This is a genomic window from Fibrella musci (genome assembly GCF_041321105.1).
GTDB lineage: Bacteria > Bacteroidota > Bacteroidia > Cytophagales > Spirosomataceae > Fibrella > Fibrella musci.
Window position 1 is genome coordinate 526,760 of the sequence record NZ_JBGGWD010000005.1, and the last position, 26,323, is coordinate 553,082.

Annotated in this window: 22 protein-coding genes; 9 read left to right on the forward strand and 13 right to left on the reverse strand. The window is 56.8% G+C overall.

What is annotated here, in order from left to right:
- Positions 1 to 112: 112 nt before the first annotated feature.
- On the forward strand, positions 113 to 1,543 hold the full coding sequence (locus ACAW74_RS18705) for an aldehyde dehydrogenase family protein (protein WP_370699741.1): 1,431 nt from the start codon (positions 113 to 115) through the stop codon (positions 1,541 to 1,543).
- Between the two features lie 25 nt (positions 1,544 to 1,568).
- On the opposite strand, the gene ACAW74_RS18710 is transcribed toward ACAW74_RS18705, so the two are convergent.
- On the reverse strand, positions 1,569 to 2,234 hold the full coding sequence (locus ACAW74_RS18710; protein WP_370699742.1) for a hypothetical protein: 666 nt from the start codon (positions 2,232 to 2,234) through the stop codon (positions 1,569 to 1,571).
- A 129-nt stretch (positions 2,235 to 2,363) separates the two neighbouring features.
- On the opposite strand from ACAW74_RS18710, the gene fbaA reads away from it, so the two are divergent.
- Together fbaA and ACAW74_RS18720 are read left to right on the forward strand one after the other, a co-directional pair.
- Positions 2,364 to 3,443, forward strand: a complete 1,080-nt coding sequence (gene fbaA / locus ACAW74_RS18715) for a class II fructose-bisphosphate aldolase (RefSeq protein WP_370699743.1) — start codon at positions 2,364 to 2,366, stop codon at positions 3,441 to 3,443.
- 302 nt (positions 3,444 to 3,745) lie between these two features.
- On the forward strand, positions 3,746 to 4,138 hold the full coding sequence (locus ACAW74_RS18720; protein WP_370699744.1) for a hypothetical protein: 393 nt from the start codon (positions 3,746 to 3,748) through the stop codon (positions 4,136 to 4,138).
- A 107-nt stretch (positions 4,139 to 4,245) separates the two neighbouring features.
- Here the strand turns inward: ACAW74_RS18720 and ACAW74_RS18725 are convergent, their stop codons facing one another.
- On the reverse strand, positions 4,246 to 5,499 hold the full coding sequence (locus tag ACAW74_RS18725; RefSeq protein ID WP_370699745.1) for an aspartate aminotransferase family protein: 1,254 nt from the start codon (positions 5,497 to 5,499) through the stop codon (positions 4,246 to 4,248).
- A 100-nt stretch (positions 5,500 to 5,599) separates the two neighbouring features.
- On the opposite strand from ACAW74_RS18725, the gene ACAW74_RS18730 reads away from it, so the two are divergent.
- Positions 5,600 to 6,715, forward strand: a complete 1,116-nt coding sequence (locus ACAW74_RS18730) for a hypothetical protein (protein WP_370699746.1) — start codon at positions 5,600 to 5,602, stop codon at positions 6,713 to 6,715.
- Between the two features lie 4 nt (positions 6,716 to 6,719).
- Here the strand turns inward: ACAW74_RS18730 and ACAW74_RS18735 are convergent, their stop codons facing one another.
- The 3 genes from ACAW74_RS18735 to ACAW74_RS18745 all read right to left on the reverse strand — a co-directional run bounded on the left by ACAW74_RS18735 (position 6,720) and on the right by ACAW74_RS18745 (position 10,071).
- A complete protein-coding gene (locus ACAW74_RS18735; protein WP_370699747.1) occupies positions 6,720 to 7,946 on the reverse strand; it encodes a hypothetical protein in 1,227 nt (408 codons plus the stop codon).
- A gap of 90 nt (positions 7,947 to 8,036) precedes the next feature.
- A complete protein-coding gene (locus ACAW74_RS18740) occupies positions 8,037 to 8,858 on the reverse strand; it encodes a type 1 glutamine amidotransferase (RefSeq protein ID WP_370699748.1) in 822 nt (273 codons plus the stop codon).
- Between the two features lie 112 nt (positions 8,859 to 8,970).
- A complete protein-coding gene (locus tag ACAW74_RS18745; protein WP_370699749.1) occupies positions 8,971 to 10,071 on the reverse strand; it encodes a carboxylate-amine ligase in 1,101 nt (366 codons plus the stop codon).
- A gap of 190 nt (positions 10,072 to 10,261) precedes the next feature.
- On the opposite strand from ACAW74_RS18745, the gene ACAW74_RS18750 reads away from it, so the two are divergent.
- From ACAW74_RS18750 to ACAW74_RS18765, 4 genes are all read left to right on the forward strand, one after another.
- Positions 10,262 to 10,405: a hypothetical protein gene (locus tag ACAW74_RS18750; RefSeq protein ID WP_370699750.1), complete on the forward strand. Its 144-nt coding sequence runs from the start codon at positions 10,262 to 10,264 to the stop codon at positions 10,403 to 10,405.
- Positions 10,406 to 10,539: 134 nt separating this feature from the next.
- On the forward strand, positions 10,540 to 12,846 hold the full coding sequence (locus ACAW74_RS18755) for a B12-binding domain-containing radical SAM protein (protein WP_370699751.1): 2,307 nt from the start codon (positions 10,540 to 10,542) through the stop codon (positions 12,844 to 12,846).
- Between the two features lie 130 nt (positions 12,847 to 12,976).
- Positions 12,977 to 14,719: an alkaline phosphatase D family protein gene (locus ACAW74_RS18760; protein WP_370699752.1), complete on the forward strand. Its 1,743-nt coding sequence runs from the start codon at positions 12,977 to 12,979 to the stop codon at positions 14,717 to 14,719.
- A 77-nt stretch (positions 14,720 to 14,796) separates the two neighbouring features.
- Entirely contained in the window at positions 14,797 to 16,173 is a 1,377-nt protein-coding gene (locus ACAW74_RS18765) for a cystathionine beta-synthase (RefSeq protein ID WP_370699753.1), read from the forward strand.
- 100 nt (positions 16,174 to 16,273) lie between these two features.
- On the opposite strand, the gene ACAW74_RS18770 is transcribed toward ACAW74_RS18765, so the two are convergent.
- The 5 genes from ACAW74_RS18770 to ACAW74_RS18790 all read right to left on the reverse strand — a co-directional run bounded on the left by ACAW74_RS18770 (position 16,274) and on the right by ACAW74_RS18790 (position 21,145).
- Complete coding sequence (locus ACAW74_RS18770; RefSeq protein ID WP_370699755.1) at positions 16,274 to 17,059, reverse strand: hypothetical protein; 786 nt, start codon at positions 17,057 to 17,059, stop codon at positions 16,274 to 16,276.
- Positions 17,060 to 17,260: 201 nt separating this feature from the next.
- On the reverse strand, positions 17,261 to 18,988 hold the full coding sequence (locus ACAW74_RS18775; protein WP_370699756.1) for a glutamine--tRNA ligase/YqeY domain fusion protein: 1,728 nt from the start codon (positions 18,986 to 18,988) through the stop codon (positions 17,261 to 17,263).
- Positions 18,989 to 19,108: 120 nt separating this feature from the next.
- The gene (locus ACAW74_RS18780) at positions 19,109 to 19,387 is read right to left on the reverse strand and encodes an Ada metal-binding domain-containing protein (RefSeq protein ID WP_370699757.1); all 279 of its coding nucleotides are present in this window, start codon (positions 19,385 to 19,387) and stop codon (positions 19,109 to 19,111) included.
- Positions 19,388 to 19,405: 18 nt separating this feature from the next.
- The gene (locus ACAW74_RS18785) at positions 19,406 to 20,269 is read right to left on the reverse strand and encodes a bifunctional helix-turn-helix domain-containing protein/methylated-DNA--[protein]-cysteine S-methyltransferase (RefSeq protein ID WP_370699758.1); all 864 of its coding nucleotides are present in this window, start codon (positions 20,267 to 20,269) and stop codon (positions 19,406 to 19,408) included.
- Positions 20,270 to 20,413: 144 nt separating this feature from the next.
- Complete coding sequence (locus tag ACAW74_RS18790; RefSeq protein ID WP_370699759.1) at positions 20,414 to 21,145, reverse strand: hypothetical protein; 732 nt, start codon at positions 21,143 to 21,145, stop codon at positions 20,414 to 20,416.
- A gap of 343 nt (positions 21,146 to 21,488) precedes the next feature.
- On the opposite strand from ACAW74_RS18790, the gene ACAW74_RS18795 reads away from it, so the two are divergent.
- On the forward strand, positions 21,489 to 22,526 hold the full coding sequence (locus ACAW74_RS18795; RefSeq protein WP_370699760.1) for a spore photoproduct lyase family protein: 1,038 nt from the start codon (positions 21,489 to 21,491) through the stop codon (positions 22,524 to 22,526).
- A gap of 112 nt (positions 22,527 to 22,638) precedes the next feature.
- Here ACAW74_RS18795 and ACAW74_RS18800 read toward each other — a convergent pair whose 3' ends face one another.
- From ACAW74_RS18800 to ACAW74_RS18810, 3 genes are all read right to left on the reverse strand, one after another.
- The gene (locus tag ACAW74_RS18800; RefSeq protein ID WP_370699761.1) at positions 22,639 to 22,845 is read right to left on the reverse strand and encodes a hypothetical protein; all 207 of its coding nucleotides are present in this window, start codon (positions 22,843 to 22,845) and stop codon (positions 22,639 to 22,641) included.
- Positions 22,846 to 22,915: 70 nt separating this feature from the next.
- Positions 22,916 to 23,872, reverse strand: coding sequence for an endonuclease/exonuclease/phosphatase family protein (locus ACAW74_RS18805; protein ID WP_370699762.1), 957 nt, complete (start codon positions 23,870 to 23,872; stop codon positions 22,916 to 22,918).
- Between the two features lie 233 nt (positions 23,873 to 24,105).
- Positions 24,106 to 26,301, reverse strand: a complete 2,196-nt coding sequence (locus ACAW74_RS18810; protein WP_370699763.1) for a TonB-dependent receptor plug domain-containing protein — start codon at positions 26,299 to 26,301, stop codon at positions 24,106 to 24,108.
- Positions 26,302 to 26,323 lie beyond the last annotated feature (22 nt).

Consider the following 26,323-nt stretch of genomic DNA (forward strand, 5'->3'; position numbering starts at 1 on the left):
GAGGGCACGGGGCTAAGGGCCTGGGGTAAGCGTCGGCCGGTTTGCCCCGTGCCTCCACCCTCTTGCCCCACGCCCTTTTTTCGTAACTTCATCCAAACATAATCCTATCCTTATGATCGCGCAGGAGCCTCTCACCGACCTATCGGCTACCCTACAGACGGCCTTTGACCGTCTACGGCGATATGCCCCAACCATGGCGCAAACCACCGCCCGCGAGCGCATCGACCGGCTGAAACGCCTGATGCAATGGATAGACACCAACAAACCTGCCATTTACGAGGCGATGTATGCCGACTACCGCAAGCCAACCGCTGAGGTCGATCTGGGCGAACTGGCCGCGCTGATGGGCGAACTGCGGTACACGATCAAGCACCTGAAGCAATGGATGAAGCCGCAACGCGTGCCCACGCCCCTATCGATGGTTGGCACAAGCGGGTATCTGAAATACGAACCCAAAGGCGTGGTGCTGGTGATGGCGCCGTGGAATTACCCGTTCAATCTGCTGGTGGGACCCCTGGCCACGGCCCTGTCGGCGGGCAATGTCTGCATGCTAAAACCGTCGGAACTGACGCCCCACACGGCGGCGCTGATGAATCGGATGATCGCCGACCTCTTCTCACCCGATGAGGTCGCCCTCTTTGAAGGCGGACCCGACGTAGCGCAGGCGATGCTCGCCCTGCCGTTCAACCATATCTTCTTCACGGGTAGCCCCGCGCTGGGCAAAGTGGTGATGGCAGCGGCCGCCAAACACCTGGCTTCGGTCACGCTTGAATTGGGTGGTAAATCGCCGTTTCTGGTCGACGAAACCGCCGACCTCGCCAAAACAGCCGAAATTCTGGCCTGGTCGAAGTACTTTAATAACGGCCAAACCTGCATTGCGCCCGATTACGTGCTGGTGCAGGAGTCGGTAAAAACGCCGCTCATCAACGAGGTACAGAAGGCGGTCGAGCGGATGTATGGAGCCGACGCCAACGCCCGCGCTGCGTCTGACAGTTACGCCCGAATCGTGAATAATCGACATTTTGAGCGCGTCAAGAGCCTGATCGACGATGCCGTGCAGCAAGGCGCGACCATCCGGCTCGGTGGCCGCACCAACGCCGCCGACAACTACGTGGAGCCTACGCTCATCGACGGCGTCACCGACGACATGCGGATTATGCAGGAAGAGATTTTCGGACCCGTGCTGCCCATCGTGAGCGTGCGGAATCTGGACGAGGCGCTGGCGCAGATCAACAGCCGCGACAAACCGCTGGCGCTCTACATCCATAGCCGTAATCAAAAGACAATCAACCAGGTGCTAAACCAGACATCGGCGGGTGATACGGTGATCAACGACGCTCTGCTGCACTTCTCGAACCCCGAATTACCGTTTGGCGGGGTCAATAACAGCGGCATCGGCAGCTACCACGGCTACTTTGGTTTTCAGGAACTGTCGCACCGCCGGGGGGTACTTCGCCGCGACTTTGGCACCATGAAATTCATCTTCCCGCCCTACACCGACCGCGTCAAAAAACTCATTGGCTGGGCCGTAAAGTATTTTTAGCTCGTTCAGGTACGTTCGTTTTCCTCTACGATATCCAAAGTGTAAGCAGGCCAACTACCTTCCAACGCCCTGCAATCCTTTCCACAAAAACGAGCGACCCCTCCCCGGCCTCACCATCAGTTACCTTTGAAAAATAGCATATAGCTTTTTGTCCATCGGGCGAGTAAGCGACCCTTGATAAAGAAATAATACCAGCAAACTCGGGATAATCAGCCCGTAAGCCAAAAAAGCCAGGCCGTGTAGCCTTTTTTCCGAAGTAACGCTCTTCGAACGCTGCCGTCCATAGCCTGGCTTCGTAGCTGGGTAGCGAGGGTATTTTTTCCAACCGACACCGGGAGAACTGCGCCTGATCAGCCGATGCAATAAAAGTGGTCCATTCCGTGTGTTTGAGCAGGCTGTCTATTTTCGAATGCGGAAAAGATCTTGAGCGGAGATCGTTAAAATCAACGTTGAAACCGGGCGATGATAGTGCTGTAGTGTATTCATCGATGAAGATTGGACGCGCTGTCCGATTAGACAGAATAGGCAGCCGCTCTAGTCTGTTGAAGGCCAACTGATTAATTAGTGTGGCATACACCTCGTAATCCGGCAAAGGGACAACCGCTGGTGCCGGTTGACCCAACAACGTCTGAATAGCGCTCAGTATCAGACTAAGAACACTAACCCATTTTCGCATATCCATTCCTTCCAAACGGCCTTCACCTGAGTTTCGCCCGTCATTCCGTGAAAAACCGTACTTTTGAAAACTAGTTAGCAATGCGCTTCGTCAAAACTTTCTTAAATAAAAGTTTTTCCAGGCATAATTAAACAATCCTCTTCCATGAGTGAAGTAGCCACCCGTTTTGCGCCCGGCGTTGTCACGGGCGATCAAGTCTCTGAGATCTTTCGCCACGCGAACGAAAACGATTACGCCCTTCCGGCAGTCAACGTAGTAGGCACCAGTTCGGTAAACGCCGTATTGGAAACCGCGAAGGCCGTAAACTCGCCGGTGATCATCCAGTTCTCAAACGGGGGTGGCATCTTTTACGCGGGCAAAGCCCTGTCGAACGAAGGTCAGAAAGCCGCTATTGCCGGCTCGATCTCGGGTGCCCTGCACGTGCATCAGATGGCCGCTCTGTATGGCGTTCCCGTAATCCTGCACACCGACCACTGCGCCAAGAAACTCCTGCCTTGGATCGACGGCCTGCTCGACGCTTCGGAGAAGCACTTCGACCAGACGGGCAAACCCCTGTACTCGTCGCACATGCTCGACCTGTCGGAAGAGCCGATCGAGGAAAACATCGAAATCTCGTGCAAATACTTCGAGCGGATGGCCAAAATGGGCATGACGCTTGAAATTGAGCTGGGCGTAACCGGCGGCGAAGAAGACGGCGTCGACAACTCCGACGTCGACGACTCGAAACTCTACACGCAGCCCTCGGAAGTGGCCTACGCGTATGAGCACCTGAGCAAGATTTCGCCCAACTTCACCATCGCAGCGGCGTTCGGTAACGTACACGGCGTCTACAAGCCGGGTAACGTGAAGCTGTCGCCGATCATCCTGAAAAATTCGCAGGACTACATTCAGCAGAACTTCGGCACGGGTCCGCTGCCGGTGAATTTCGTGTTCCACGGTGGGTCAGGCTCAAGCCGCGAAGAGATCCGCGAGGCCATCCAATACGGTGCCATCAAAATGAACATCGATACGGATATGCAGTGGTCGACTTGGGAAGGTGTGCTGAGCTACTACAAAGCGAAAGAAGGCTACCTGCAAAGCCAGCTTGGCAACCCCGAAGGCCCCGATTCGCCCAACAAAAAATATTACGATCCCCGTGTGTGGCTGCGTAAAGGCGAAGAAAGCATGGTTGCTCGTTTGAAAACCGCTTTCGAAGACCTCAATTGCATCAACCGGCTGGGTTAATTTAACCGACTCGGCAGCAGGAAGCGTCCTGTCATTGGTTTGTAGTTGCCCCGTTGGCGCTACTTATCAGCGACAGGACGCTTTTCTTTTTATACAGATCGAAGGACTTTCCCCTGCGCTTTTGTACCAATTCGGCCAACTTATTTCGTACCGCTAGGTAACAATGCCACTCCATCAAATAACATAAGGATAATCTGTGGAGTTAATAGGATTTCAGGGGAAGATATGTATTTTTACTAATCCGTTAAGCTTTTTCACTTTTCGGTAACCTTCCTCTTTTATCGTCTTGACTGGTGTGTGTCATGGCTCCTACTCAACTTCCGACCGAACGGTTCGCGCTGTATGAGCACGAACATCAGCAATGGCTCAACGCCCTTGCTTTTTATACTGATCAGGAGAGCTACTTCGAGTCGCTCCTGTCACGAGTCTGCGACACCACCGCCGACTACGAAGTGGTCAGCCGGTCGGGGTCATTCCGGCAGTGGTTCGTCGGACTGCGCTCGCAGATGGCGCAGTTGTGCGAACTAATCGAGCAGGAGAAAGAAGCGTCGCAGCAAGGTATGCCCAACTGGCAACGCCGCCAGGAGATCGACGAGCGCCACCGCCGTATGCGCAGCGGTTATCAGATGCTCGAACAACAATTCATCACAGTCAGGCAGCAGTTCTACGCCTTCATCACGCCGTATGTGCAGTGAGTTAAGTCTGGAAAGTCGGTTATAAAAGGAAGTACGGAGTCTGGAAAGTCAGTTTTGTAGGTGTGCGCAAGCAACACGAACCGACTTTCCAGACTCCGTACTTCCTTTTACAACCGACTTTCCAGACTATGAATTAGTATGTCACAGGCAAGCCGGATTTCGTCGTCGGTGATGGTGAGCGGGGGCGCTATGCGCATGGAGTTGTCGCAGAATAGAAACCAGTCGGTGATGACGTGTGTCTGAGCCAATGGGCCGTTGGCGGTGAGGCCCATTGCCCGGTCGATAATGGGTTTCAATAACGCAAAGGAGTCGAACTCAACGGCCATCATCAGCCCTTTACCACGTACCTGCCGGATCGCCGGGTGCACCAGCAGCGACCGGATCAGATCCCCTTTTCGCTGGGCGTCGGCGTAGAGCCGTTCGTTGCGTATAGTCTGGAGCGTTGCCAGTGAAGCCGCGCACGAAACCGGGTGCCCGCCAAACGTGGTGATATGGCCCAGAATGGGGTTATTCTTAAAAACCGCCATAATAGGCTCCGGTGCCATGAATGCGCCGATGGGCATGCCGCCCCCCATTCCCTTCGCGCTCAACAGAATATCCGGCACAATGGGGCCCGCCGGGTCGATGCTATGGTGAAAGCCCTGGAATGCCCAGAACGTACCTGTGCGACCGAAACCCGTCTGGATTTCGTCGAAAACCAGCAGCGCGCCTACTTCGCGGCAACGTACCTGAACCGCCCGCAGATAAGCCGGATCGGGCACGCGCACACCTGCCTCGCCCTGCACCACTTCCATGATCACCGCCGCCGTACGCGTCGTGATCTGCGCCAGATCGTCGTGGTTGCCATGCCAGATGTGGCGCACGTCGGGTAGCAACGGACGGTAGTTTCGTTTAAAATTCTCGTCGCCGCTGAGCGACAGCGCGCCCTGCGTGGAGCCGTGGTAAGCGTTATGGCAGGCAATCAGTTCGGTACGGCCCGTAAAACGTTTAGCTACTTTCATGGCCCCTTCCACGGCCTCGGTGCCTGAGTTAGTGAAATACACATTACTGATGGGACCGTAGGGCGTGGTGGCACCCTCAAGACTCTCGATGAGGGCGTGGGCCAGTTGCGCCTGGGGTCCCTGCACATACTCGCCATACACCATCAGGTGCATGTATTTGTCGAGCTGCGCCTGCACCGCCGCCAGCACTGCCGGATGCCGATGCCCCACGTTGCTGACACCAATGCCCGAGATCAGGTCGATGTAGCGCCGCCCCGCCGTATCGTATAGAAAAACGCCCTCGGCCCGGTCGATTTCCAGCGCCAAGGGGAAGTCAGACGTTTGGGCCAGGTGCTGAAAGAATAGTTGTCGATGTGTCACTCTTTATACAATATTGGTTGTCATTCGTGGCCATTCTTTGTTACTTGTTGGCACTAAACTGAATGACTTCGCTTGTCTTTTATCCTTAACCGCTCCGTTTATGAAATCAGTTCTATTCAGTACCCTGCTTCTGCTGATGAGTTGGGCAGGTGCTCAGGCGCAGGTGACGCCCGTGGATACCACGACCGGTAAACCGTATTACATTCTGCTTAACGATGGCAGCCATATTTTCGGGCGTATTGTGCGGCGCGACAGCACTATGTACACCGTGAAGATGCGCAGCGGGCAACTTACCTACGTGGAGCAGGAGCTGTTCAAGGCCGTCAGTGGCATTGCACCCGTCTCGGCCGACTCGACTGTTTACTACATCAACAACGCACAGTCGACCCGCGTAATGTCGGCGACCGTTTCGCCAGGTCAGTATGTCATTACGCTGGTTGATGGCACTGTTTTACGAGGTGAAGTACTGAGCCAGGATACCGATCGGGTGTTCGTAAAGACGACCAATATTGGCACGGTCTACGTACCTGCCGCGCAAGTGGTTCGCATGGAACGTGGCAATGTTCGGCAAACCAGACCGGGCCTGCACCCGGCCGAAGGCTACCCCAACCTGTTTCCGCAGTACCTGAATTTCACGCCTACAGCCTATCAGGCCGAACGTGGCCGCGTTTATTACCGAAATACGATGGTATATGGCAACCAACTCGACGCGGGCCTCACCGACAACTGGAGTGTTGGGGCGGGTTTCTTCCTGTATCCGTTCGTGGGTGTCGGCTGGTTGTCGACCAAGCTATCGGTACCGCTGGGACCACGCGCCCGCATTGGCGCACAGGCACAATACTTTTTTGGCGGTTTTACGTTCGCCGATGCTCAGTTTGGCACCGCTTACCTTCAGGGGCTGCTCTCGCTGGGCGAGCCGCAAAACAACGTTACGCTGGGGATAGGCATGAGCACTGAAGGCGGTATAGCGGCCCAACTGCTGACGGTGGGCATTGTGCGGAAGGTTGGGCCGCTGGTTACGTTTATCAGCGAAAATCAGCTTTTCGTGAATGTCTCTGGGGGTACGTTGCTCAAACTAAGTGGTGGTGTCCGTTTCGATCGTCGCCGCCATTCCTTCGACCTTACGGGCAACGTACCCCTTTATCTGGGCAATCGGGTAGGCAATATCTTTATCTTTTTCCCCACCGCCTCCTATCAACTGCGGCTCGGGCAGTAACGCCCTACTGCTCAAACAGTGCCACCGTACCGCCAACCCAGTCGAAATCCTTGTTGAACCGCACGCCGATCATCTCGCCCCGGCTCAGACGGGCCAAGTTGATGACCAACTGCGGCTCGGCGGCGTCTTTCGGCCAGATAAACAGCAGCCGGATTTCGCACTTCACAGGCCCGTCGGGCGATTGAACGATGGGTTCATACTGCACCTTGCGCTGTAGCAGGTAATTACCCCGCTCATCGACCGGAATGGCGTCGATGTCGGCGGCCGTGACGTGAATCTTCACCCCGCTACCGGCGAAGGAGAACAGCGGCTTCAGCACGTAGTTGTCCAGATCAGTAGCGCCGGGTACGTTACCGTCGGGGCTGTCGCCGCCCGGCAGCGCGTTCAGGTAATAGCTCTTGGGTACGTAGGGGCTGTCGAGCAGGGGCAGCGTGAATTTGCTGATGCGGAAGAACCAGTTGGGGTGCCCTACCCACTTCACATCGACGTCGTCGGTCAGGTGAAAATCGGTCTTCAGATCGGGTATAGCCGCCAATTCGTCGAAAATCAGCCGGTTATAAATCCGCCGGATACGTACCTGACGACCGTCTTTCTCGTAGTACAGCGTCCGGCCTTCTTTTTTGATTTTCGTCAGGCAGACCGCGTCGATACCGAGGTAGTGTTTCGTCAGCGCAAAGTCGATGCGGGTTTTCTGCTTTTCGGGGTAAATCTCAAGCAAAATCACCTCTTCGGGCTGGCAGTCGCCCACCACGAGTTCGCGCAGTTGCTGTACATATTCGGCGTTGGATGATAAACCAAACAGGTGGCTAACGCTGTCGCTGATCGGGAAATGCGTACGAAATGTCTCCGTCAGATACGGCTGAAACCCATACAGCGACGGAAAACCCTGCAACTCGATCAGTTGGGGTTCCAGTTCGCCCGTTTCCGGATTGCGGCAGACGGCAAAATCCACGGCCATGAAGGTCGTGTGGGCGTCTTCATTGGGCACCCGCTGCCCCGCCGGAATAGCCGCTTCGGTTTTCTGTTTAAAATCAGGCGCGGTAATCGTCCGGACAATATCGGCGCAGGCCTGCTGCATTTTCCGGGTCAGGTCACGCCCGACGAACACGGGGGTTTCGGCAATCCGGAAATCAAGCTGATCGGGCCAATCGGTCTGAATCTGACCAAGCATGGCCTGATACCGATCAGTGGTAAAGGCCTGATTGTATTGCTTACGGAGGGTTTCGATCATAACGGTTTGGGTAATGAAGATCTACAAAGGCCCCAGTAGACCAATAAAGTTTTGGAAACCTTATAGGTATACTGGGGCCTGAATACGATGTTACGCGGTTTCCAGTACGTTGGGAGTCTGGGCCGCCAGCGCCGTGCGCAGGAATGTGGGCAGAATGACGGCTTCCGTCAGCGCAATCTTGTCGGGATCGCGCAGGTAGGCGACCATTTCGTCGTACTTCGCCTGACTATAGTTGTCGATGATCTGTCGGCGTTTTTCGTCCTGCAAAAAATACCGGAGCATCCCTTCGTCGTCGGCCTCGGGGTGAAACTGCGTGCCGAAGGCTTCGTCGGAAAACCGAATCGCCATAATGGCCCGTTCGAGGTTCACGTGCGGCCGAATTTTTTCGAGGCAGAGCAGTTTGGCACCCATTGCCTCAAACGCCTCGTCGTTGGGTTCGGTCAGTTGATAATCGCGCGAGTCGACAGCGTAGAACGGATTGGGCAGCCCCTCGAACAACGGTTCCGCGAGGTCGCCGCAGGTCGAGTGAACCGGAAAAATGCCAAACGACGTCGATTTGCGTTTGCTCAGGGTACCGAGGTTAAAATGCCGCGACACCAACTGAAACGAGTGGCAGATCAGAAACAGATGTTTTTTCTGCTCATGCATCCGGTTGTGGGCAAACAGGGCGTCGATGAAGGCGAAATAGGGCACTTCCCACGGCTCGTCGGACGGCAACGGACTACCCGGCCCACCCGTCGAGATATAGGCATCGTACGACAGATCAGGTACGTGGTTATTGGCCCGTACATTAAACACATCGGCTTCAAACGTTAGGCCTTCGGTCTGTTCGACTAGCTGGATCGCCTGCCAAATACAACGCATACCTTCATTGGCATGGTTGTCATACATATCAAGGATTGCAATTCTCATCTCTAATTAATGTATAATGTACAATGAACAATGATTTTACGAAGCATAGTAAATGGCTCATTAACAGACCCATTGTACATCGTACACTATACATTGTGCATTACTCTATCAACTACCTGATACCGTATGAAGTTTCCTTGACGATGTAATCGACCACCGCTTTGAGGTCATTGGTCTCGTTGAAAACGGCCAGCTGACGGTCGGCTCCGGTGCCGTTTTTGAGGATTTGCAGCACGTATTCGCATTCTTCGCGGCTCCCCAGTTCGTCGACCACGTCATCCACAAAATCGAGCAGTTCGAGGATCAGGTTGGGCGTGGGTACCTCTTCCTGCTTCCCGAAATCGATCAGTTTGCCTTCGATGCCGTAGCGGGCCGCCCGCCATTTGTTCTCGGCTATGAGCACCCGGCGATATGGCCGAAAATTGAGGTTCTGCTTCTGGAGTTTATAAATTTTGGCCACCAGCGCCTGCATGATCGCCGCCAGACAAACCGTCTCATCGACACGCATAGGTACGTCGCAGATCCGGAATTCGATGGTGTCGAAGAACGGGTGCAGGCGGATGTCCCACCAGATTTTCTTCCCGTTGTCGATACAGCCCGTTTTCACCAGCAGCGCAATGTACTCGTCGTACTCGGCGGCACTGCTGAAGAAATCAGGAATGCCCGTGCGCGGAAATTTATCAAACACCTTCGACCGATACGATTTGAAGCCGGTGTTGCGCCCGCACCAGAATGGCGAGTTGGTCGACAGGGCGTAGATATGCGGCAGAAAGTAGCGCACTGCGTTCATGATCTGGATGCCTTCGTTGCGGCTGGCGATGCCTACGTGCACGTGCATCCCGAAAATCAGGTTGGAGCGGGCTACGTCGCGCATTTCTTCGATCAGCCGGTCGTAGCGCTCGTTGGGGGTGATCAGCTGCGCCTGCCAGTCGGAGAAGGGGTGTGTGCCGGCCGAGGCAATGTGCAAATTCTGGCGGTCGGCCAGTTCCATAATCTCGCGCCGCAGAAAAGTAACCTCCTGCCGGGCCTCCTGAATATTGTGGCAAATGTTGGTGCCCACTTCGACCACCGCCTGGTGCATTTCGGCCTTTACGCGCTCCTGAAGGATTATCTGCCCCCCGTCGACCAATTTCGACATGTGGGAGCGCAGTTCACGAGTTACGGGATCAATTGTCTGGAATTCTTCTTCAATACCGAGGGTGAATACAGGCATATAGGTGCGCGTTGAATACGAACAAGCTTTGGGTTACCAACTTTCGTTGCAAAAGTTGAAACTATGTCATTGGCACAAGAGTCGCAACGATCGTCACGGTTTTTTGCATAAAACTACCAAAACAGTAGATTTCGATTAACAGTCGGCAGGTCGATACAGTTACAGGTGTATTGGTTACCGAAAAAACGTTATGACAAACTATCCGAAAATGAATGGTGTCCGGTTTTGCGTGCTGCTGGCGCTGGCGGCCACGGGTGCTGTGGTCAGTTGCAACGCGGATAAATCGAGCGAAACGCCTGCCCAATCCGCCGTCATCACGACCCCGGATCGATAGCAAATACGGAATTAAGCCAGTGAATTCGCAGTTTAACGTTTGGTGTTTAGCGTTTAAAGTTGGCTGACGCGTCAGTAATCGTGCGTCAACCAACTTTAAACGCTAAACACCAAACGTTAAACTGTGAACCCATTTTGCGCCTCCTCCTGCTTACGCCGCCGTTTACGCAACTCAACACGCCTTACCCCGCCACAGCGTACCTGAAAGGCTACCTGAACACGTTGGGACGGCCATCCGTGGCGACGGGCGACGTACCGACCCTGCCCATCAGCACGGCACAGGCCGATTTGGGTATCGAAACGATTCTGGCGCTCTTCTCTCCCACCGGCCTGGCACAGGTGTTCGACGCCGTGGACGAGGCGGTTCAGCAGGCGCTTTCTTTGTCTGAAAACAGTGAGCGAATTGTACGGCTGCGCGATGACTATCTCGCCACCATCGGCCCCACTATCCGGTTTTTGCAGCACCGCAACCCTACGCTCGCCCACGCCATCGCCGGACGGAGCTACTTGCCCGAAGCCGCCCGCTTTGCCGAAGTCGACGATCTTGAATGGGCGTTCGGCACGATGGGCCTGCAAGACAAAGCCCGCCACCTGGCTACGCTGTATCTGGAAGACCTCAGCGACCTGATCGTCGAAGCGCTCGACCCGCATTTCGGGTTTAGCCGCTACGCCGAACGGCTGGGTCGGTCGGCGGCTCATTTTGACGAACTGCATGAGGCCCTGCAAACCCCCAAGTCGCTGATTGGGCACCTGCTGCTGCAACAGCTCGACCGGCATATGACCACGTTTGCGCCCGATCTGGTTTGTCTATCAGTGCCATTTCCGGGCAATCTGTTTGGGGCGCTGCTGTGCGGGCAGCACATCCGGGCAACGTACCCAGCCGTGAAGGTGGTGCTGGGCGGCGGCTACGCCAACACCGAACTCCGCACGTTGGCCGAACCCCGCCTGTTCGACTACGTTGATTTCGTCAGCCTCGACGATGGTGAGGCGCCGCTGCGATCGCTGATCGAACACCTGCTGGGGCAACCCCGCCACGGCGGGGCAAGCTCCCCCCAAACCGATTTGAAGCGGACGTTCGTGCGCAATGCCGATGGGCGGGTGATCTTCTGCAATGGCGCCATTGAAAAGGATATACCGCAGCGCGAAGTGGGCACGCCCGACTACACCGGCCTGCCGCTGAACGACTACCTCTCGGTAATTGAAGTCACCAACCCCATGCACCGCCTCTGGAGCGATGGCCGCTGGAATAAGCTCACGCTGGCCCACGGCTGCTACTGGGGTAAATGCTCGTTCTGCGACATCTCGCTCGATTACATCGCCCGCTACGAACCCGTCACGGCGGCCCTCCTCTGCGACCGCATGGAGGAGTTGATTGCTCAGACGGGGCAGAACGGGTTTCACTTTGTTGACGAAGCCGCCCCGCCCGCCCTCATGCGCGACGTAGCGCTCGAGATTCTGCGCCGCCGCCTCACGGTCGTCTGGTGGACCAACATTCGGTTTGAGTCGGCGTTTACGGCCGATCTCTGCCAGCTGTTGAAACTGTCGGGCTGCATTGCCGTATCGGGCGGGCTGGAAGTGGCTTCCGATCGGCTGCTGGCTAAGATGAAAAAGGGCGTTACCGTGGCGCAGGTGGCCCTCGTGGCCGACCATTTCACGCAGGCGGGCATCATGGTTCATGCCTACCTGATGTACGGTTTCCCGACGCAGACTGCCCAGGAAACTGTCGATTCGCTCGAAATGGTGCGGCAACTGTTTGCGGCGGGCGTTGTGCAGTCGGGTTTCTGGCATCGGTTTGCCATGACCGCCCACAGCCCCGTGGGCCTGCACCCCGCCGATTTCGACGTGACACGCATCGACCCACCAGGGGCGGTAGATGGCCTTGGCCCCTTTGCCAACAACGACCTCGACCACCTCGACCCGCTGGGTGCCGACCACGATCAGTTTGCCGAAGGACTTCGGAAATCGCTGTTCAATTTCATGCACGGCGTGGGGCTCGATTTTCCGCTCAAAAGCTGGTTCGAGTTCCCAATTCCAGGTACGTCGGTGCCGAAGCGATTCATTGAAAAGGCCATCGCCGAGCCCGACGTGCCCAAACCCCGCGCCAATGCGCTGGTTGTCTGGCCCGGTCGCAAACCCGATCTGGCTATACTGACTCAGCGACAGGGCAAACGCTTAATCAGGCAGGCCGAGTTGCTGCTCGCCCGGCGGCAGGACGACTTGGTGGTCGACATGCCCGCCGAACTGGGGGAATGGCTACTGTCGATGTGGCCCAAACTAAGTACTCAGGCGCTGGCTCCACTCACTTACGCCCAATTCAAAGCCGAGTTTGAGGCTGCGGACCTGGGTACGTCCTTACGACCCGAATCGGCGGGTACGTTCGAGGCCTTCATCCAATCAGAGGTTTGGGCCGACTGGCGCGAAGCGGGGTTGCTGGTCGTTTAGCCAACAAACAGCCCACCGGCGAATCAATTTACTCGCGGCCTTAACGCACAGATAACGTACCTAGCGCCGGTCGAATCGCCGTCGGATGTACCTTCGTAGGTTAGCAATCCGCTCTAAAATCCATGTTCTGATGGCCAGTAAGCAGACAATTAACCGCCGCGACTTCATTGAAAAATCGGCCCTGGGTAGCCTCATTCTGTCTACCGTACTGGTAGGCAGTTGCACTAAAGATCCGGACCCCGGCCCCACCGACCCCAATCAGCAGGGCAGCTTTGCCCACGGTGTCGCCAGTTTCGACCCGACCGACAAGCAGATCATCCTCTGGACACGCGTTTCGCCCGCCAATGCCTCGTCTACCAAAGTCTCACTGACGTACCAGCTGGCTACCGACAGCGGTTTTCGGACGGTCGTTAAGACCGAAACGGTGGATGCACTGGCCGATGATGATTTTACCGTCAGCATCGACCTGAGCGGTTTGTCGTCCAACACGGCTTATTTCTACCGTTTTACCATCACCGGCACCAATACGACTTCGGTGGTGGGCGAAACCCGAACGCTGCCCAAAGGTGCCGAGCGCAACGAGGTAAAAATTGCCTTCTGCTCGTGTTCCAACTACCCGGCCGGCCTGTTCAACGTCTACGGTGCCATTGCCGCTTCTGATGCCGACGTGGTGCTGCACCTGGGCGATTACATCTACGAATACGGCGCGGGTCAGTATGGCTCCAACACCAGCACAGCGGGGCTAAACCGGGCGCACCTGCCCGCCAACGAGATTCTGACGCTAGACGATTACCGGACGCGCTTCAAACAATACCGCACCGATGCGCAGCTACAGCTGGCGCACCAGAAAAAGCCATTTATCTGCGTCTGGGACGACCATGAGGTAGCCAACGACGCCTGGAAAGACGGTGCGCAGAACCATCAGGCCAATGAGGGGCCCTTCAGTACCCGCAAGGCCAACGCGCTGAAAGCCTACCACGAATACATCGGCATCCGTACGCTGGTCGACGCCAAAATCTACCGCAGCTTCACGTTTGGCAACATCCTGGACCTGCACATGCTGGATACGCGCCTGATCGGGCGGGATAAGCAACTCGACTATACCACGTACCTGAACAGCGCGGGCCAACTCGATGCGACCGCCTTCCAGCGCGACTGGCTCAATCCGCAGCGCACCATGCTCGGCAGTGAGCAGCTGAGCTGGCTGGGGCAGGCACTGGGGTCGGGCACGGCGGCGTGGCAGGTGCTGGGTCAACAGGTGCTGATGGCCAAAATGTACCTGCCCATCGAACTGCTCTTGAGCATCACGCAGGCCGAAGCCGAAAGTACGCAGGGCTCTGTCACCCCCGCTACGATTCAGCGCGTGCAGAGTCAGGTACTGGAATTGTCGGCCCTTAAGCAGCGGGCACTGGCGAAAGACCCGACCCTGACCCCGCAGGAACTGGCCCGGGTGAATACTGTCCTGCCTTACAACCTGGACGCCTGGGATGGCTACCCGGCCGAACGCGAGGCGGTCTACGCGCTGGCAAAAGGAAAAAAACTGATTGCGCTGGCCGGCGACACGCACAACGCCTGGTATTCTGATCTGCTGGCCAACGGCGGGTCACTCGTTGGTAAAGAAGTGGCTACGCCCTCGGTTACCTCACCTGGCTTTGAAGGCATCGTCGGTAATAACGCGACGATCCTGGGCTTCTTTGAACAGGCATTGATGCTGCTGATCGACGATCTGCAATACGCCAATATTTCGAAGAAAGGATATTCGATGATGACCTTCAGCCCGAGCCGGGCCGTTTCGGAATGGCGGTATGTCGACAGCATCACGTCGCCAACAACGACCACGACGGTGGGCCGTACCGAAACCATTACGGGGTAAAGGCAATCGAAAAGTTAGTACTTTTCAAAACCTATAAGGTCTCTCAGACCTTATAGGTTTAATAATACCTCATCAACATGAACTACTACAATTCCATCATCGACACCATTGGCGACACGCCCCTGGTGAAACTGAACAAAGTCACGAAAGGCATCCGGGGCACGGTACTGGCGAAGGTCGAATACTTCAACCCCGGCAACTCGGTAAAGGACCGCATCGCCATCAAGATGATCGAAGACGCCGAAGCAGCGGGACTTATCCGGCCCGGCGGCACCATCATCGAAGGCACGAGCGGCAATACGGGTATGGGTTTGGCGCTGGCGGCAATCGGCAAAGGCTACAAATGCATCTTCACGATGGCCGACAAGCAGTCGCAGGAGAAGATCGACATTCTGCGGGCGGTGGGTGCCGAAGTGGTCGTGTGCCCCACCAACGTGACGCCCGACGACCCCCGCTCGTATTATTCGGTGGCCAAACGGTTGAATCAGGAGATTCCCAATTCGCTCTATCCCAACCAGTACGACAACCTGTCGAACACGGCGGCGCACTACGAAACCACCGGCCCGGAAATCTGGCGCGATACCGACGGGCGCATCACCCACTTTGCGGCGGGCGTAGGCACGGGCGGCACCATCTGCGGCACCAGCAAATTTCTGAAAGAACAAAATCCCGGCATCGTGTCGGTGGGTATCGACACCTACGGTTCGGTGTTCAAGAAGTATAAGGAAACCGGCGTATTCGACGAGGGCGAGATCTACCCCTACCTTACCGAAGGCATTGGCGAAGACATTTTGCCGCAAAACGTCGACTTCAGCGTGATCGACCACTTTGTGAAAGTCACCGACAAAGACGCGGCGATCATGGCCCGGCGGCTGGCCCGCGAAGAAGGCCTGTTTGTGGGCTGGTCGTGCGGGTCGGCGGCGCACGGGGCGCTGGAATGGGCTCGTGAGCACCTGCAGGACGACGACGTGCTGGTGATTATCCTCCCCGACCACGGCACGCGCTACCTCGGCAAAATCTACAACGATACCTGGATGAAGGACCACGGCTTCCTGGAGTCGCGCCAGTTTGCAACGGCCCGCGACATCGTCCGATCGAAAAACGGACGCAGCAGCCTGACGACCGTGGAGCAGCAGATGCCGGTGAGCAAGGCCATTCAGTTGCTGAACCAACAGGGTATTTCGCAGATGCCGGTCACCGACACGAGCGGCCACATTGTCGGCAGCCTCACCGACTCATCGATCCTGACGCGCCTTATCGACGACCCGACGATCAAAGATCAGGCGGTGGAAACGGTGATGGACAAGCCCTTCAAATTTGTGGGGTTAGACAATACGCTCGACGTGCTCTCGTCGCTCATCGACCGCGACAACAAAGCCCTGCTCGTCCGCGACGAACAGGATCACATCCACGTCATCACCCAAGCCGATCTGCTAGCAGCCGTGAGCCGGTAAGTGAATGCACAATGAATAATGTACGATGTACAATGGGCTGGCGCGGTAGAATGCTTGCGCCAGCCCATTGTACATCGTACATTATTCATTGTGCATTCACTTACCGCGGCCTCACCTTGGTCAGGCGTTGTTCGAAGAGGAGTTCGAGGGTGTTGGTGCCGGTGGGGTACGTGATGTTCAGGTACGTTGCCGCGCGGGCCTTGGGCAGGTAGACGTACCCACGCACCGACTGACCGGGTTCAACCTGCGATCGTTTCATGGCCAGTTCGCGCCAACGGTATTCTTCAAACCGAAACCGCTGCATTTTGTCGGCGAAGGTGCCGTGGTCGATCACCCGTTTGGCCTGAAGGGCCGTGTAGGCGACAGCCAGGTTATTTTGCGTGTTGATGTACTGGCTAAACTCCCGACCGTTGCGTTTCGGAGCTGTCGTTGAGGCCACGTCGGCCGCAACAATCGCTACCATCAGCACCGTGTTCAGAATCTTGTTCCGCTTGAGGCGGGCTTCTTCCTGCCTGATTTTCTGGGGTACCCGTTCGAGTTCATAATCCGGGTCGGCGGCCTGCTTGAAATCCACCGTGCCGGGTTGCGCCAGCGGTTGCCGATTGGCGTCGAGCAACGTCATCCGAAAGGCCGACGGATCAATGTCGAGCGTGCGGTTGGTGCGGTTTTTCACCTCCACGTCGAGGGCGATGTAGTCCATGTCTTCGCGCTCAAACGAAGCCACGACTTCTACGCTATCGGCTATAGTTTTAGTCACGCGCCGACCGTCGATCTGCGCGACATCGCCCGAAACGGGCTGTAGTTGGTAATACTGCGTGGCACAACTGCTAAGCAGCCACAGCGCAGGCAACAGACTACCAATGACACGTAAAGCTCCTGTTTTCATAATCCATCCGATTGGTTTCCCCTTTGAGTCACGAAGCGGGTACTGGTTTAATGACCAGATGACTACAAAAATGCAGCGCAGGTTGTAACAAGTGTATTAAATGTGGTAAACGGCGTAAAGTACTGAGTAATAAACGATACGTGGTGCATGATCACCAAGCGAATCATGCACCACGTATCGTTTATCGACCTTGGCTTATCACTAATTTTTCTTCACCTCTTTGGCCCAGGCGTCTTTGAGCGTTACGATGCGGTTGAAGACCAGTTGTTCGTCGGTTGAATCGGCATCGACGCAGAAGTAGCCTTTGCGCATGAACTGCACCCGGTCGCCCACAGCGCGATGCGCCAGATTCGGCTCGACTAACGCCTGCACCGTTACGAGTGAGTTGGGGTTCAGCAACGACAAAAACGCGTCGGTTTCGTCGGAATCCAGTTCTTTTTCGTCGGCGGCGGGGTTTTCCGAGGCAAACAGGCGGTCGTAAAGACGTACCTGAGCCGGCACTGCGTGGGCCACCGATACCCAATGGATTGTGCCTTTAACGTTGATACCCGACGTATCCTGCCCGCTTTTGCTTTCAGGTACGTAGGTGCAGTGCAGTTCGGTTACCTCGCCCACCTCGTTTTTCACGACCTCGTCGCAACGCACGATGTACGCGCCTTTGAGACGCACCATCTGACCCGGCGCCAACCGGAAATACTTCTTCGGCGGATTCTCCATAAAGTCGTCGCGCTCGACGTACACCTCCCGGCTAAAGGGCACTTCGCGAGTGCCGCCGTCGGCATCTTCGGGGTTGTTTTCAATGTGCAGCGTCTCCTCCTGCCCCTCGGGGTAGTTGGTCAGCACCAGCTTGATGGGCTTTTCGTCCACCACGGCCATGACGCGGTCGGTGGTGCGGTTCAGTTCCTCGCGGATGCAGAATTCCAGCAGGCCTACGTCGATGAGGTTGTCGCGCTTGGCCACGCCGATGCGGTCGCAAAACTCGCGCAGGCTGTCGGGCGTATAGCCGCGCCGACGAATCCCCGCCAGCGTCGGCATGCGGGGGTCGTCCCAACCACTTACGTGGCCGCCTTCCACCAGTTTTTTCAGCTTCCGCTTGCTCATGACCGTGTAGGTCAGGTTCAGCCGGGCAAACTCGTACTGTTTCGACGGAAAAATGTCGAGTTGTTCGATAAACCAGTCGTAGAGCGGGCGGTGCGGAATGAATTCCAGCGTGCAGATCGAGTGCGTAATTTTCTCGATCGAATCGGACTGTCCGTGCGCGAAATCATACATCGGGTAGATACACCAGGTATCGCCCGTGCGGTGGTGATGCGCGTGTTTGATGCGGTAGATGATCGGGTCGCGGAAGTGCATGTTGGGCGAGGCCATGTCGATTTTGGCCCGCAGCACTTTGGCACCGTCTGGGTACGTTCCCGCCCGCATCTGCCGGAACAGGTCGAGGTTTTCGGCCACCGACCGGTCGCGGTACGGGCTGTTTTGGCCCGGCACTGTGGGCGAGCCTTTCAGGGCCGCAATCTCGGCCGAGGTCGAGTCGTCCACGTAGGCTAACCCTTTCTCGATCAGCGTTTCGGCAAATTGATAGAGCTGCTCGAAATAGTCAGACGCGTAGAGTTCCTGCGCCCAGTCGAAGCCCAGCCACCGCACGTCGGCCTTGATCGAATCCACGTATTCGGTGTCTTCCGTAACGGGGTTCGTGTCGTCGAAACGCAGGTTGGTCTGGCCGCCGTATTTCTGCGCCAGCCCGAAGTTGAGGCAAATCGATTTGGCGTGCCCGAGGTGTAGGTATCCGTTGGGTTCGGGCGGAAAACGGGTCAGCACGCGCCCGTCGTGGAGGCCGGCCGAGATATCTTCCTCGACGATTTGTTCGATAAAATTCAGACCGCCCGCGTGGTTACTCTCGGCGGGCGATTCGTTGGCTGCTGGTGTCATGTGACGGTCAGGTTGTCGCGTCCGTAAACCTCAAAAATACGGTACCCGGCCGGGTTTGGCAAACAGAAGCGGGGCGGTGGTTACGCTACAGGCAGGCAACAGGTGGCCTTGCCACGGCACTTAGCCCCGCACCGGGGCGACACGATTAGCTTTCCAGGCTTTGTAATCCGTTGGCATACAGACGGCACAGGGCCGAAAACCCGCTTTAATTGCCTCCTGACTATCCCGAAAAAAGACCCGATTGCGTGACAACATCCGCTTGCCCGCCCGGCAATTAAGTCGCCCGTAGATGTTGCCGGGGCCATACCCTCCCAGCGTCAGCCTCCCCTGCCGGACCAGAACGACTAACTGCCGCAGCTGTGCCATTCGCGTTGTTCCCAGGTCGATCTGACGAATCATGGCTGCTGAGAGGACTATCTATACCAACACAGCTTCCCGCCGGGCTGCTTCCCAGCCGAGGATAGCCTGCTTGCGGCTCGTGCCCCACCGATACCCGCCAAAGAGGCCCGTCTTTTTAATCACCCGATGGCAGGGAATCAGATAACCGACCGGGTTGGCCCCGATGGCCGTGCCTACCGCCCGCGTGGCCGTTGGTTGCCCAATGGTGGCCGCGATCTGGTCATAACTCGCCAGATGGCCTTCTGGGATAGTGAGTAATGCCTCCCACACTTTTAGCTGAAACGCCGTACCACGCATCAGTACGGAAAGCCGGCGGGGTTGCGCAGACGTACCCATTACGCCGACGGGTGGAAAAATCTGCTCGGCCAGCGGGCGCACCACCGCTGGCTCCCAAACGAGCGTCGCTTCGGGCCACGCCTGGGTTAGCAGCGTTTCAGGTACGTTGTCGTCGGTCAGGAAGTGTAGCAGCGCCACTTTGCCGCCAATACTGCCCAGCACAAACGGGCCAAACGGGCTGTCGAATACGCCGTAGTGCAACAGCAGCCCTAGCCCCCCCTGCTTGAACTGACCCGGCGTAACACCTTCGATGCTGACAAACAGGTCGTGCAGCCGCCCCGCCCCCGACAGGCCCGCTTCATCGGCCACGGCACTCAGCACGGCCCCGTTGCGTAGTTGCGTCTTGGCATAATCAAGCGTCAGGTACTGCCCGAATTTCTTCGGACTAACCCCCGCCCATTCGGTGAACAGCCGCTGAAAATGAAAGGAGCTCAGGTTGGCCCGCTCGGCGAGTTCAGCCAGGGTCGGCTGCGCGTGCTGATGCGCGATCAGGTGTTCGATGGCGTCAGCTATCTGCAGGTACGTATGCGGCGGTTGCGTGTTCATGTCGGCTTGTTGGTTGACTCACACAAAGGTCGACAACACGCCCGCCACCCTCAACCCGATTCTTGCGGAATCGCCAAACGACAGACCATAAAAAAGCCCCCGGTTGTGGCCGGGGGCGAGGGATGGGATCGGGTTGCAAACGTACTACTTGCAGAAAATCGACGTATTGACGGGTACTTCAAGGACGTCTTTACTAACCAGGGTGTTGTTCTGCGACAACGGCAGGAAGAAGACATTCATACGCACATCGTAGGCTTTGCCTTTCACCACACGGTAGGTGCTCGCCACCAGCATGTTTTTCTTCACATCTTCGCGCTTCAGCGTCAGCAGCGGAAACCACTGACTGGTGCCTGCGGCCCGGAATTCGACGGCTACCGTAGCGGGCAGTTTTTTCTGCTCGACATCGGCGCAGGGGAATTTGACCTGGAACGTCACGGGCGTGGGTGTCGTCGACAGTTTGAACGACCGCAGATCAAACTCGGCCCCACCCTGCCCGCAGGATGAGAACGTACCTGACGAGACAAATTTCGTTTTGTCCTGTTCGTTTTCGTACAGCCGTAGTCGTACCGGTTTATCGTAGGCCAACCCGCTGAAGTCAAGCTGGTCGCCGTTGATCAGATCCTGGTACGTTGATCCGGCCACCGCCGAATCTTTGCCGTTGCGCCCCACATACATGGCCTCGAACAGATACAGCCGATCCATGTCTTTGACGCTACTCTTAATTTTCACCGACAACGGGGTCGAACACTTGGTTGGTTTAGCCGCGACCCGGGCCGCCTCACTTGGCAACGTTGCGGGCAAAGGATCGTCAGCCGTGCGCTGACAGGCCGTTAATAGCCCTGCTCCTACACATAGGCTAAGTACAAGTTTTCGCATAAGGAAAAAAGTTGGATAAAGCAGTTCAGTGCTCAATAATGCACGAGCTATGCCAACCCACTCGTGGTATCTATATTGTTAAAGTACAATTTTTTTATGAGCTGATAAAACTTTGTCGTTCAATCAATTACTTGCTTCAGGATGGCTCGCTCAATTAATTTTCAACCTGTTTTCAATTGGGTCGGCATGACTTATGCTATTATCACCATATATGTATAATACATTCGTAAAACCACGTCCATTTTATATGTAAATTCCTAAATATCAATAAGTTAACCAGATAACATAAAGAACCAATCGGGCGCTGAAGCTGTTGTTTTAATAGACCACTCAACACCCTTGCATGCCCGATTTCAAGCCCTCTGTGGTGCTTTATACAGCCGATGCCATGAACGAGCAGGGCGAGGCCATTCTAGCCCAATACCCCAACGCCGAAACGCTACAGATCACGCAGCATAACCGCCTGCCCGAGTTGGGCATGAATCATTATAAAGTGAAGTCGGATGTGCTGGTGCTGGGGAAGCTGAAGACGCAGGACTGTAAATGGAGCGGGCGTAGCTCCGACTATATTGCGCCGAGTCTGGCCAACGGTTGTTTTGCAGGCTGTGCTTATTGTTACGTCGATCGGCATAAGGCGGTCAACCCCATTACGCTCTTCACCAATACCGACGAGATCACGGCGACGGTCGACCGGCACGTGCACACGCTCGACTGGCCTAAACCCGCCAATCAGACCGACCCCGTCTACTGGACGTATGACATCGGCTGCAACTCCGACATTGCCGTTGATTATAGCCTGAACGCGGGCTTGCGCGACGTCTTTGCGTTTTACCGTGATCATCCGCGAGCCAAGGCGACGTTTGCCACCAAGTTTGTCAACCCCGACCTACTCGATTTCGACCCGAAACGCAAGATCCGCATTCGGTTCAGCCTGATGCCCGCGCATGTGAGCAAGCTTGTGGACGTGCGCACCGACAGCATCGAGAAGCGGCTGGCAGCTATCAACGATTTTTACGACGCGGGCTATGAAGTTCACGTAAACTTCTCGCCGGTGATTGTGTATGGAGGCAAACAGTGGCGCGACGACTACCGAGCCTTGTTTCGACAGCTCGACGAAGCGCTGCGGCCGGAGGTGAAAGCGCAGCTACACTGCGAGGTGATTTTTCTGACGCACAATCAGTTTCAGCACCAGGCCAATTTGCAGATCAACCCGAAGGCCGAAGAACTGCTATGGGTGCCCGAGTTGCAGGAGAATAAGCGCAGTCAGTTTGGGGGCTGGAACATCCGCTACGATCATAAGCTCAAGAGCAAGATGATCGCCATTTTCGAGCGGCTGGTGCAGGAAGAAATCCCCTGGTGTGGTATTCGGTATATTTTTTAGGCTTCGCTGCGGGGCAGCTGCGTGCAGGGAACGGCAGGGTGGCTACGCGCAGGGGATAGCTGGGTACGTCCCTGCCATTCCCTGCACGCAGCTACCTCGCCATTCCTTGCCTTTAGTTACTATGCCCGCCTTTGGTGCCGCCGCTCGCTTTGCCGGCGCTACTACCCCCTTTTGAATGCTTGGCGCTTTTGTGTGAGGTACTATTCCGGCCAGCACCGCTGCTGCCGTGACCAACGCCGTTGTCGGCTTTGCCACCTGCTTTCTGTTCGTCGTATTCGTGCTCGACCTGATCGAGGGCCTTGTCGTTCTTCGTTGCCATAACGTTGGTTGGTTTAACTACCCACTAAACCCATTAACTGAGTAGGGTGTTTTAACCAATTCGTCTGTTTTCAGGGGCGAAACTGTAGATCGACCCGCACGGCCTGATGGTCGGAGCCGCGCTGCGTCAGTACGGTAAATTGCCGGGTGCTGAGCCGATCATTGACAAAGGCGTGATCGATAGGCAGATAGGCCACGGGCAGAAAGCGCGGCCAGGTGGGTTGTAGCCCAAACCCATATCGGCAGGCGTGCACACCCGGCTGCTGAAACCAGCGCCGGTATAAAGGCGCAAACGGGCTGATATTAAAATCGCCGATCAGCAGCGCCGGTTGCCGGGTACGTTGGAAGCGCTCCGACACGAAGGCGAGTTTCCGATTTCGGTCGGCAAACCAGCCGGGGAAAATGGGCGGGCGGGGGTGCACCGTCATCAGCTCGACGGCATGCCCCCGGATGTTCGTCGTCAGGTGAATGACCTGATGGCTTTGTTTCGCGGCCGCGTCGACCCGGAAGGGCGTCCGGCTCAGTACCATAATGTGGCTCAGGCCCTTGGCCCGAACGGTGTCGGTGTGTGGGTACGTTGCCTGGAAGTAGGCGGCGGCGCGCGGAATTTGCTCCACCGTCATTTCCTGCAAGACGATCAGATCGGCCTGCTGCTGCGCTACCAGGTCGAGCGTATTCTGGATGTCTGGCCGCGTAAACAGCACATTGGCGTGCATCACCCGAAAACCGGGTCGACCGGGCGTCAGCAGGGGCGGTTGGGCCGTGAGCCACGGAAGCACCAGCGCCGCCTGCCACCCGACACTGAGGCCGTTGACCAGTGCCCAGCGCCATCGCCCCGCAAGCATGCTCCACGCCAGCAGCAACGTACCCAGCCCAACATATTGCACCGCAAACTGCCCCGCCAGATCGAACAGAAAGAAATAAGGCCCCGCCAGCTGCCCAACCACAACAGCCGCCAGCAAACCGAGTGAGGCAAGCGGCAGCAGCCAGGAAAGGATCGATTTAAACCGTTGACGGATTGAAGGCATTACGTTGAGAACGACGCGATGTAAGCGTCACGTCTGATTAATGTGCTTACGGGTACGTATAAGCCACTGATTAAAGCGATTAGATCATTTTTGTCATTCCGACGACAGAAAGAATCCTGACTTTTCCAACCCACGAGCAAGGGTATGTCAAGATTCCTCCTCTCGTCGGAATGACAAAAAAGACGGTTGTTCGGAAGCCTATCCACAGCATCCATCGAGACCGTCAACCAGCCTTACAGGCCCGCCCGCAGGGTGAGCATAAAATTCCGGCCGGGGGCGCTGAAACCGCTGGCAAAGGTGCGGTAGTTCAGGTCGGTGATGTTTTCGCAGGCGGCCTGGACGGTCAGGACGCGGCTTACGCGCAGGCTGCCGCGCAGGTTGGCCGTCATCCAGGCAGGCATACCGGCGGGCGTGGCATACTGGGCGTTGTCTTCCCCTTCGGGATTGTAATCGGCGATGCGTTTCCAGCCGTTAAACAAACTATAGGCTTCGACCGTGAAGCGCGGCGACTGATAGAGCAGCGACAACCGACCAAAGGTGGGCGGTACGTGGTCGAGGGGGAGTTCCTTGGTATCGAAACCACCCACCGCCAGAATGCGCCCGGCCACGTCGTTGATGGTGCCGCTGAACGACAGCCGGTTGGTAAGGCGCACCAACGCCCCGAGGCTATAACCCCGCAACACCGCGCGCCGCTTATTTTGCGCCGCCGTCACCTGACTTAGCTGCCCGCCGTAGTTGACCGTCGACTGCCCGTTGAGCGTAAACGCATCAACGACGATCGCGTTGTTGAACCAGGTGTTATAAACGGTGGCATCGAGCCGGAGCCGGTTGCCCACCCACTGATTGACCGACAGTTCGAGGTTGTAGGTCTGCTCGGGGCGGATGTTGGGGTTCGGTACAATCAGCGACCCCGCTCTCGATTCAAAGACCTTAGTCAGGTCGTCGATGTTGGGCGCGCGGAAGCCCGTTGAGCCCAACAGGCTGATTTTGCTGCGTTCGGTGGGCGTCAGCACCAGTCCCAGATTGCCCGACAGCCCCGAAGGCGACTGGTTGATGTCATCGAAGGGGAACGGGAAAAACGTCTTGTCGCGGAAGATGGCTTTCAGGTTGGTGAGGGTGTAGCGCAGCCCCCCGTTGATGGTCACGAGCGGCGACAGGGTCAGCTGATCGGTCAGGTAAAAGGCGGTGGTGCTGAGCGTGTTGCCGCCGTCGGGGTAGCGGGTGTCAGCGGGCGTAACGGCCTTCGTCCGTACGTCCAGGAAGGTGGCCGTGCTCGTCACGTCGTTGTGGGTCAGTTCGAGGCCGTATTGCAGCGTATGCTCACCCAGCCGTTTTTGCAGATCGGCGTTGAGCGACCACACCCCTACCCGCTCGACCTGCCGTTTAAGGCTGGCGGCATCGAGGCGGCGGCTGTTGCGGCTTTCTTCCAGGTTCTGGTAGGCCGCCGTCAGGTTCAGCCGGTCGAACAGGGCCGTGGGGCGGGCTACCTCCAGCCGGTACGACGTCAGCAGGCGGCGTTCGGGACCATAATACCACTCGGCGAAACGCGGTTTGCCGCTGGCGACTTCGCTTAGCCGGTCGTAGCGGGGTACGTTGCTGCTGGTCGAATACTGCACGTTGAGTATGTGCCGAACGCCTTCCGACGGCTGAAACAGCACTTTCTGCAACAGATCGAGTTGCTGATAGGCCGAGCCGATCTGCTTGTTGGGGTCGGGGTTCGTCACGACCAGCCCGACGGGATTCGACGGCGACACGTCTACGTACTGCGTCAGCTTACCAAAGTCGGGGTAGTCGGCGCGGCGGTTGTTTCCCTGCACCACATCGCCAAAACTGGCCCCGGTGATGCTGGTCAGGAAACCCAGTCGGCGCGTACCGATACTCACGTCGGCGTGGGCGGTACGTTCGCCCGTAGCCGAGCCAATGCGCACGTAGGCCGACGGGCGTATGCTGACTTTAGCCGAGTTGGACAGATCGGGGTTGCGGCTCTGGAAATACATAACCCCGCCGAGGGCATCGGAGCCGTAGAGCGTAGAGCCGGGGCCAAACAACACTTCGGCGCGGTCGAGCATAGCCGGGTCGATGCGCAGGACATTCTGAAGGTGACCCGCCCGGTAAATGGCGTTGTTCATCCGAACCCCGTCGATCACGATCAGCACCCGGCTCGCCTCGAAACCGCGCAGCACCGGGCTACCCCCGCCGCCCTGACTTTTCTGCACAAACACGTTGCCGGTTTGCTGAAGCAGATCGGCGGTGTTCTGGTTGTTCCGGAAGGCGATCTGCTCGCGGGTGATGGGCTGAATCTGAAACGGCGAGCGGCGGGCAGGCTGCTCGAATCGGGTGGCGGCCACCGTCAGTTGGTTGAGCTGAATGGTGTCAGACTGGGCCTTTGCTCCGAAGGGCAGCAGCAGTAACAGGGAGAGGTATTTCATCAGGCAGGTCGATCTTCCCGGA

Bases quoted from the DNA above. Each gene is read 5' to 3' on its own strand.
- ACAW74_RS18760 (WP_370699752.1), top strand. From the start codon at position 12,977: ATGGCCAGTAAGCAGACAATTAACCGCCGCGACTTCATTGAAAAATCG.
- ACAW74_RS18705 (WP_370699741.1), top strand. From the start codon at position 113: ATGATCGCGCAGGAGCCTCTCACCGACCTATCGGCTACCCTACAGACG.
- ACAW74_RS18730 (WP_370699746.1), top strand. From the start codon at position 5,600: ATGAAATCAGTTCTATTCAGTACCCTGCTTCTGCTGATGAGTTGGGCA.
- ACAW74_RS18790 (WP_370699759.1), bottom strand. From the start codon at position 21,145: ATGCGAAAACTTGTACTTAGCCTATGTGTAGGAGCAGGGCTATTAACG.
- ACAW74_RS18740 (WP_370699748.1), bottom strand. From the start codon at position 8,858: ATGAGAATTGCAATCCTTGATATGTATGACAACCATGCCAATGAAGGT.
- ACAW74_RS18805 (WP_370699762.1), bottom strand. From the start codon at position 23,872: ATGCCTTCAATCCGTCAACGGTTTAAATCGATCCTTTCCTGGCTGCTG.
- ACAW74_RS18795 (WP_370699760.1), top strand. From the start codon at position 21,489: ATGCCCGATTTCAAGCCCTCTGTGGTGCTTTATACAGCCGATGCCATG.
- ACAW74_RS18810 (WP_370699763.1), bottom strand. From the start codon at position 26,301: ATGAAATACCTCTCCCTGTTACTGCTGCTGCCCTTCGGAGCAAAGGCC.
- ACAW74_RS18750 (WP_370699750.1), top strand. From the start codon at position 10,262: ATGACAAACTATCCGAAAATGAATGGTGTCCGGTTTTGCGTGCTGCTG.
- ACAW74_RS18720 (WP_370699744.1), top strand. From the start codon at position 3,746: ATGGCTCCTACTCAACTTCCGACCGAACGGTTCGCGCTGTATGAGCAC.
- ACAW74_RS18785 (WP_370699758.1), bottom strand. From the start codon at position 20,269: ATGAACACGCAACCGCCGCATACGTACCTGCAGATAGCTGACGCCATC.
- ACAW74_RS18775 (WP_370699756.1), bottom strand. From the start codon at position 18,988: ATGACACCAGCAGCCAACGAATCGCCCGCCGAGAGTAACCACGCGGGC.
- ACAW74_RS18745 (WP_370699749.1), bottom strand. From the start codon at position 10,071: ATGCCTGTATTCACCCTCGGTATTGAAGAAGAATTCCAGACAATTGAT.
- ACAW74_RS18770 (WP_370699755.1), bottom strand. From the start codon at position 17,059: ATGAAAACAGGAGCTTTACGTGTCATTGGTAGTCTGTTGCCTGCGCTG.
- ACAW74_RS18800 (WP_370699761.1), bottom strand. From the start codon at position 22,845: ATGGCAACGAAGAACGACAAGGCCCTCGATCAGGTCGAGCACGAATAC.
- ACAW74_RS18780 (WP_370699757.1), bottom strand. From the start codon at position 19,387: ATGATTCGTCAGATCGACCTGGGAACAACGCGAATGGCACAGCTGCGG.
- ACAW74_RS18735 (WP_370699747.1), bottom strand. From the start codon at position 7,946: ATGATCGAAACCCTCCGTAAGCAATACAATCAGGCCTTTACCACTGAT.
- fbaA (WP_370699743.1), top strand. From the start codon at position 2,364: ATGAGTGAAGTAGCCACCCGTTTTGCGCCCGGCGTTGTCACGGGCGAT.
- ACAW74_RS18765 (WP_370699753.1), top strand. From the start codon at position 14,797: ATGAACTACTACAATTCCATCATCGACACCATTGGCGACACGCCCCTG.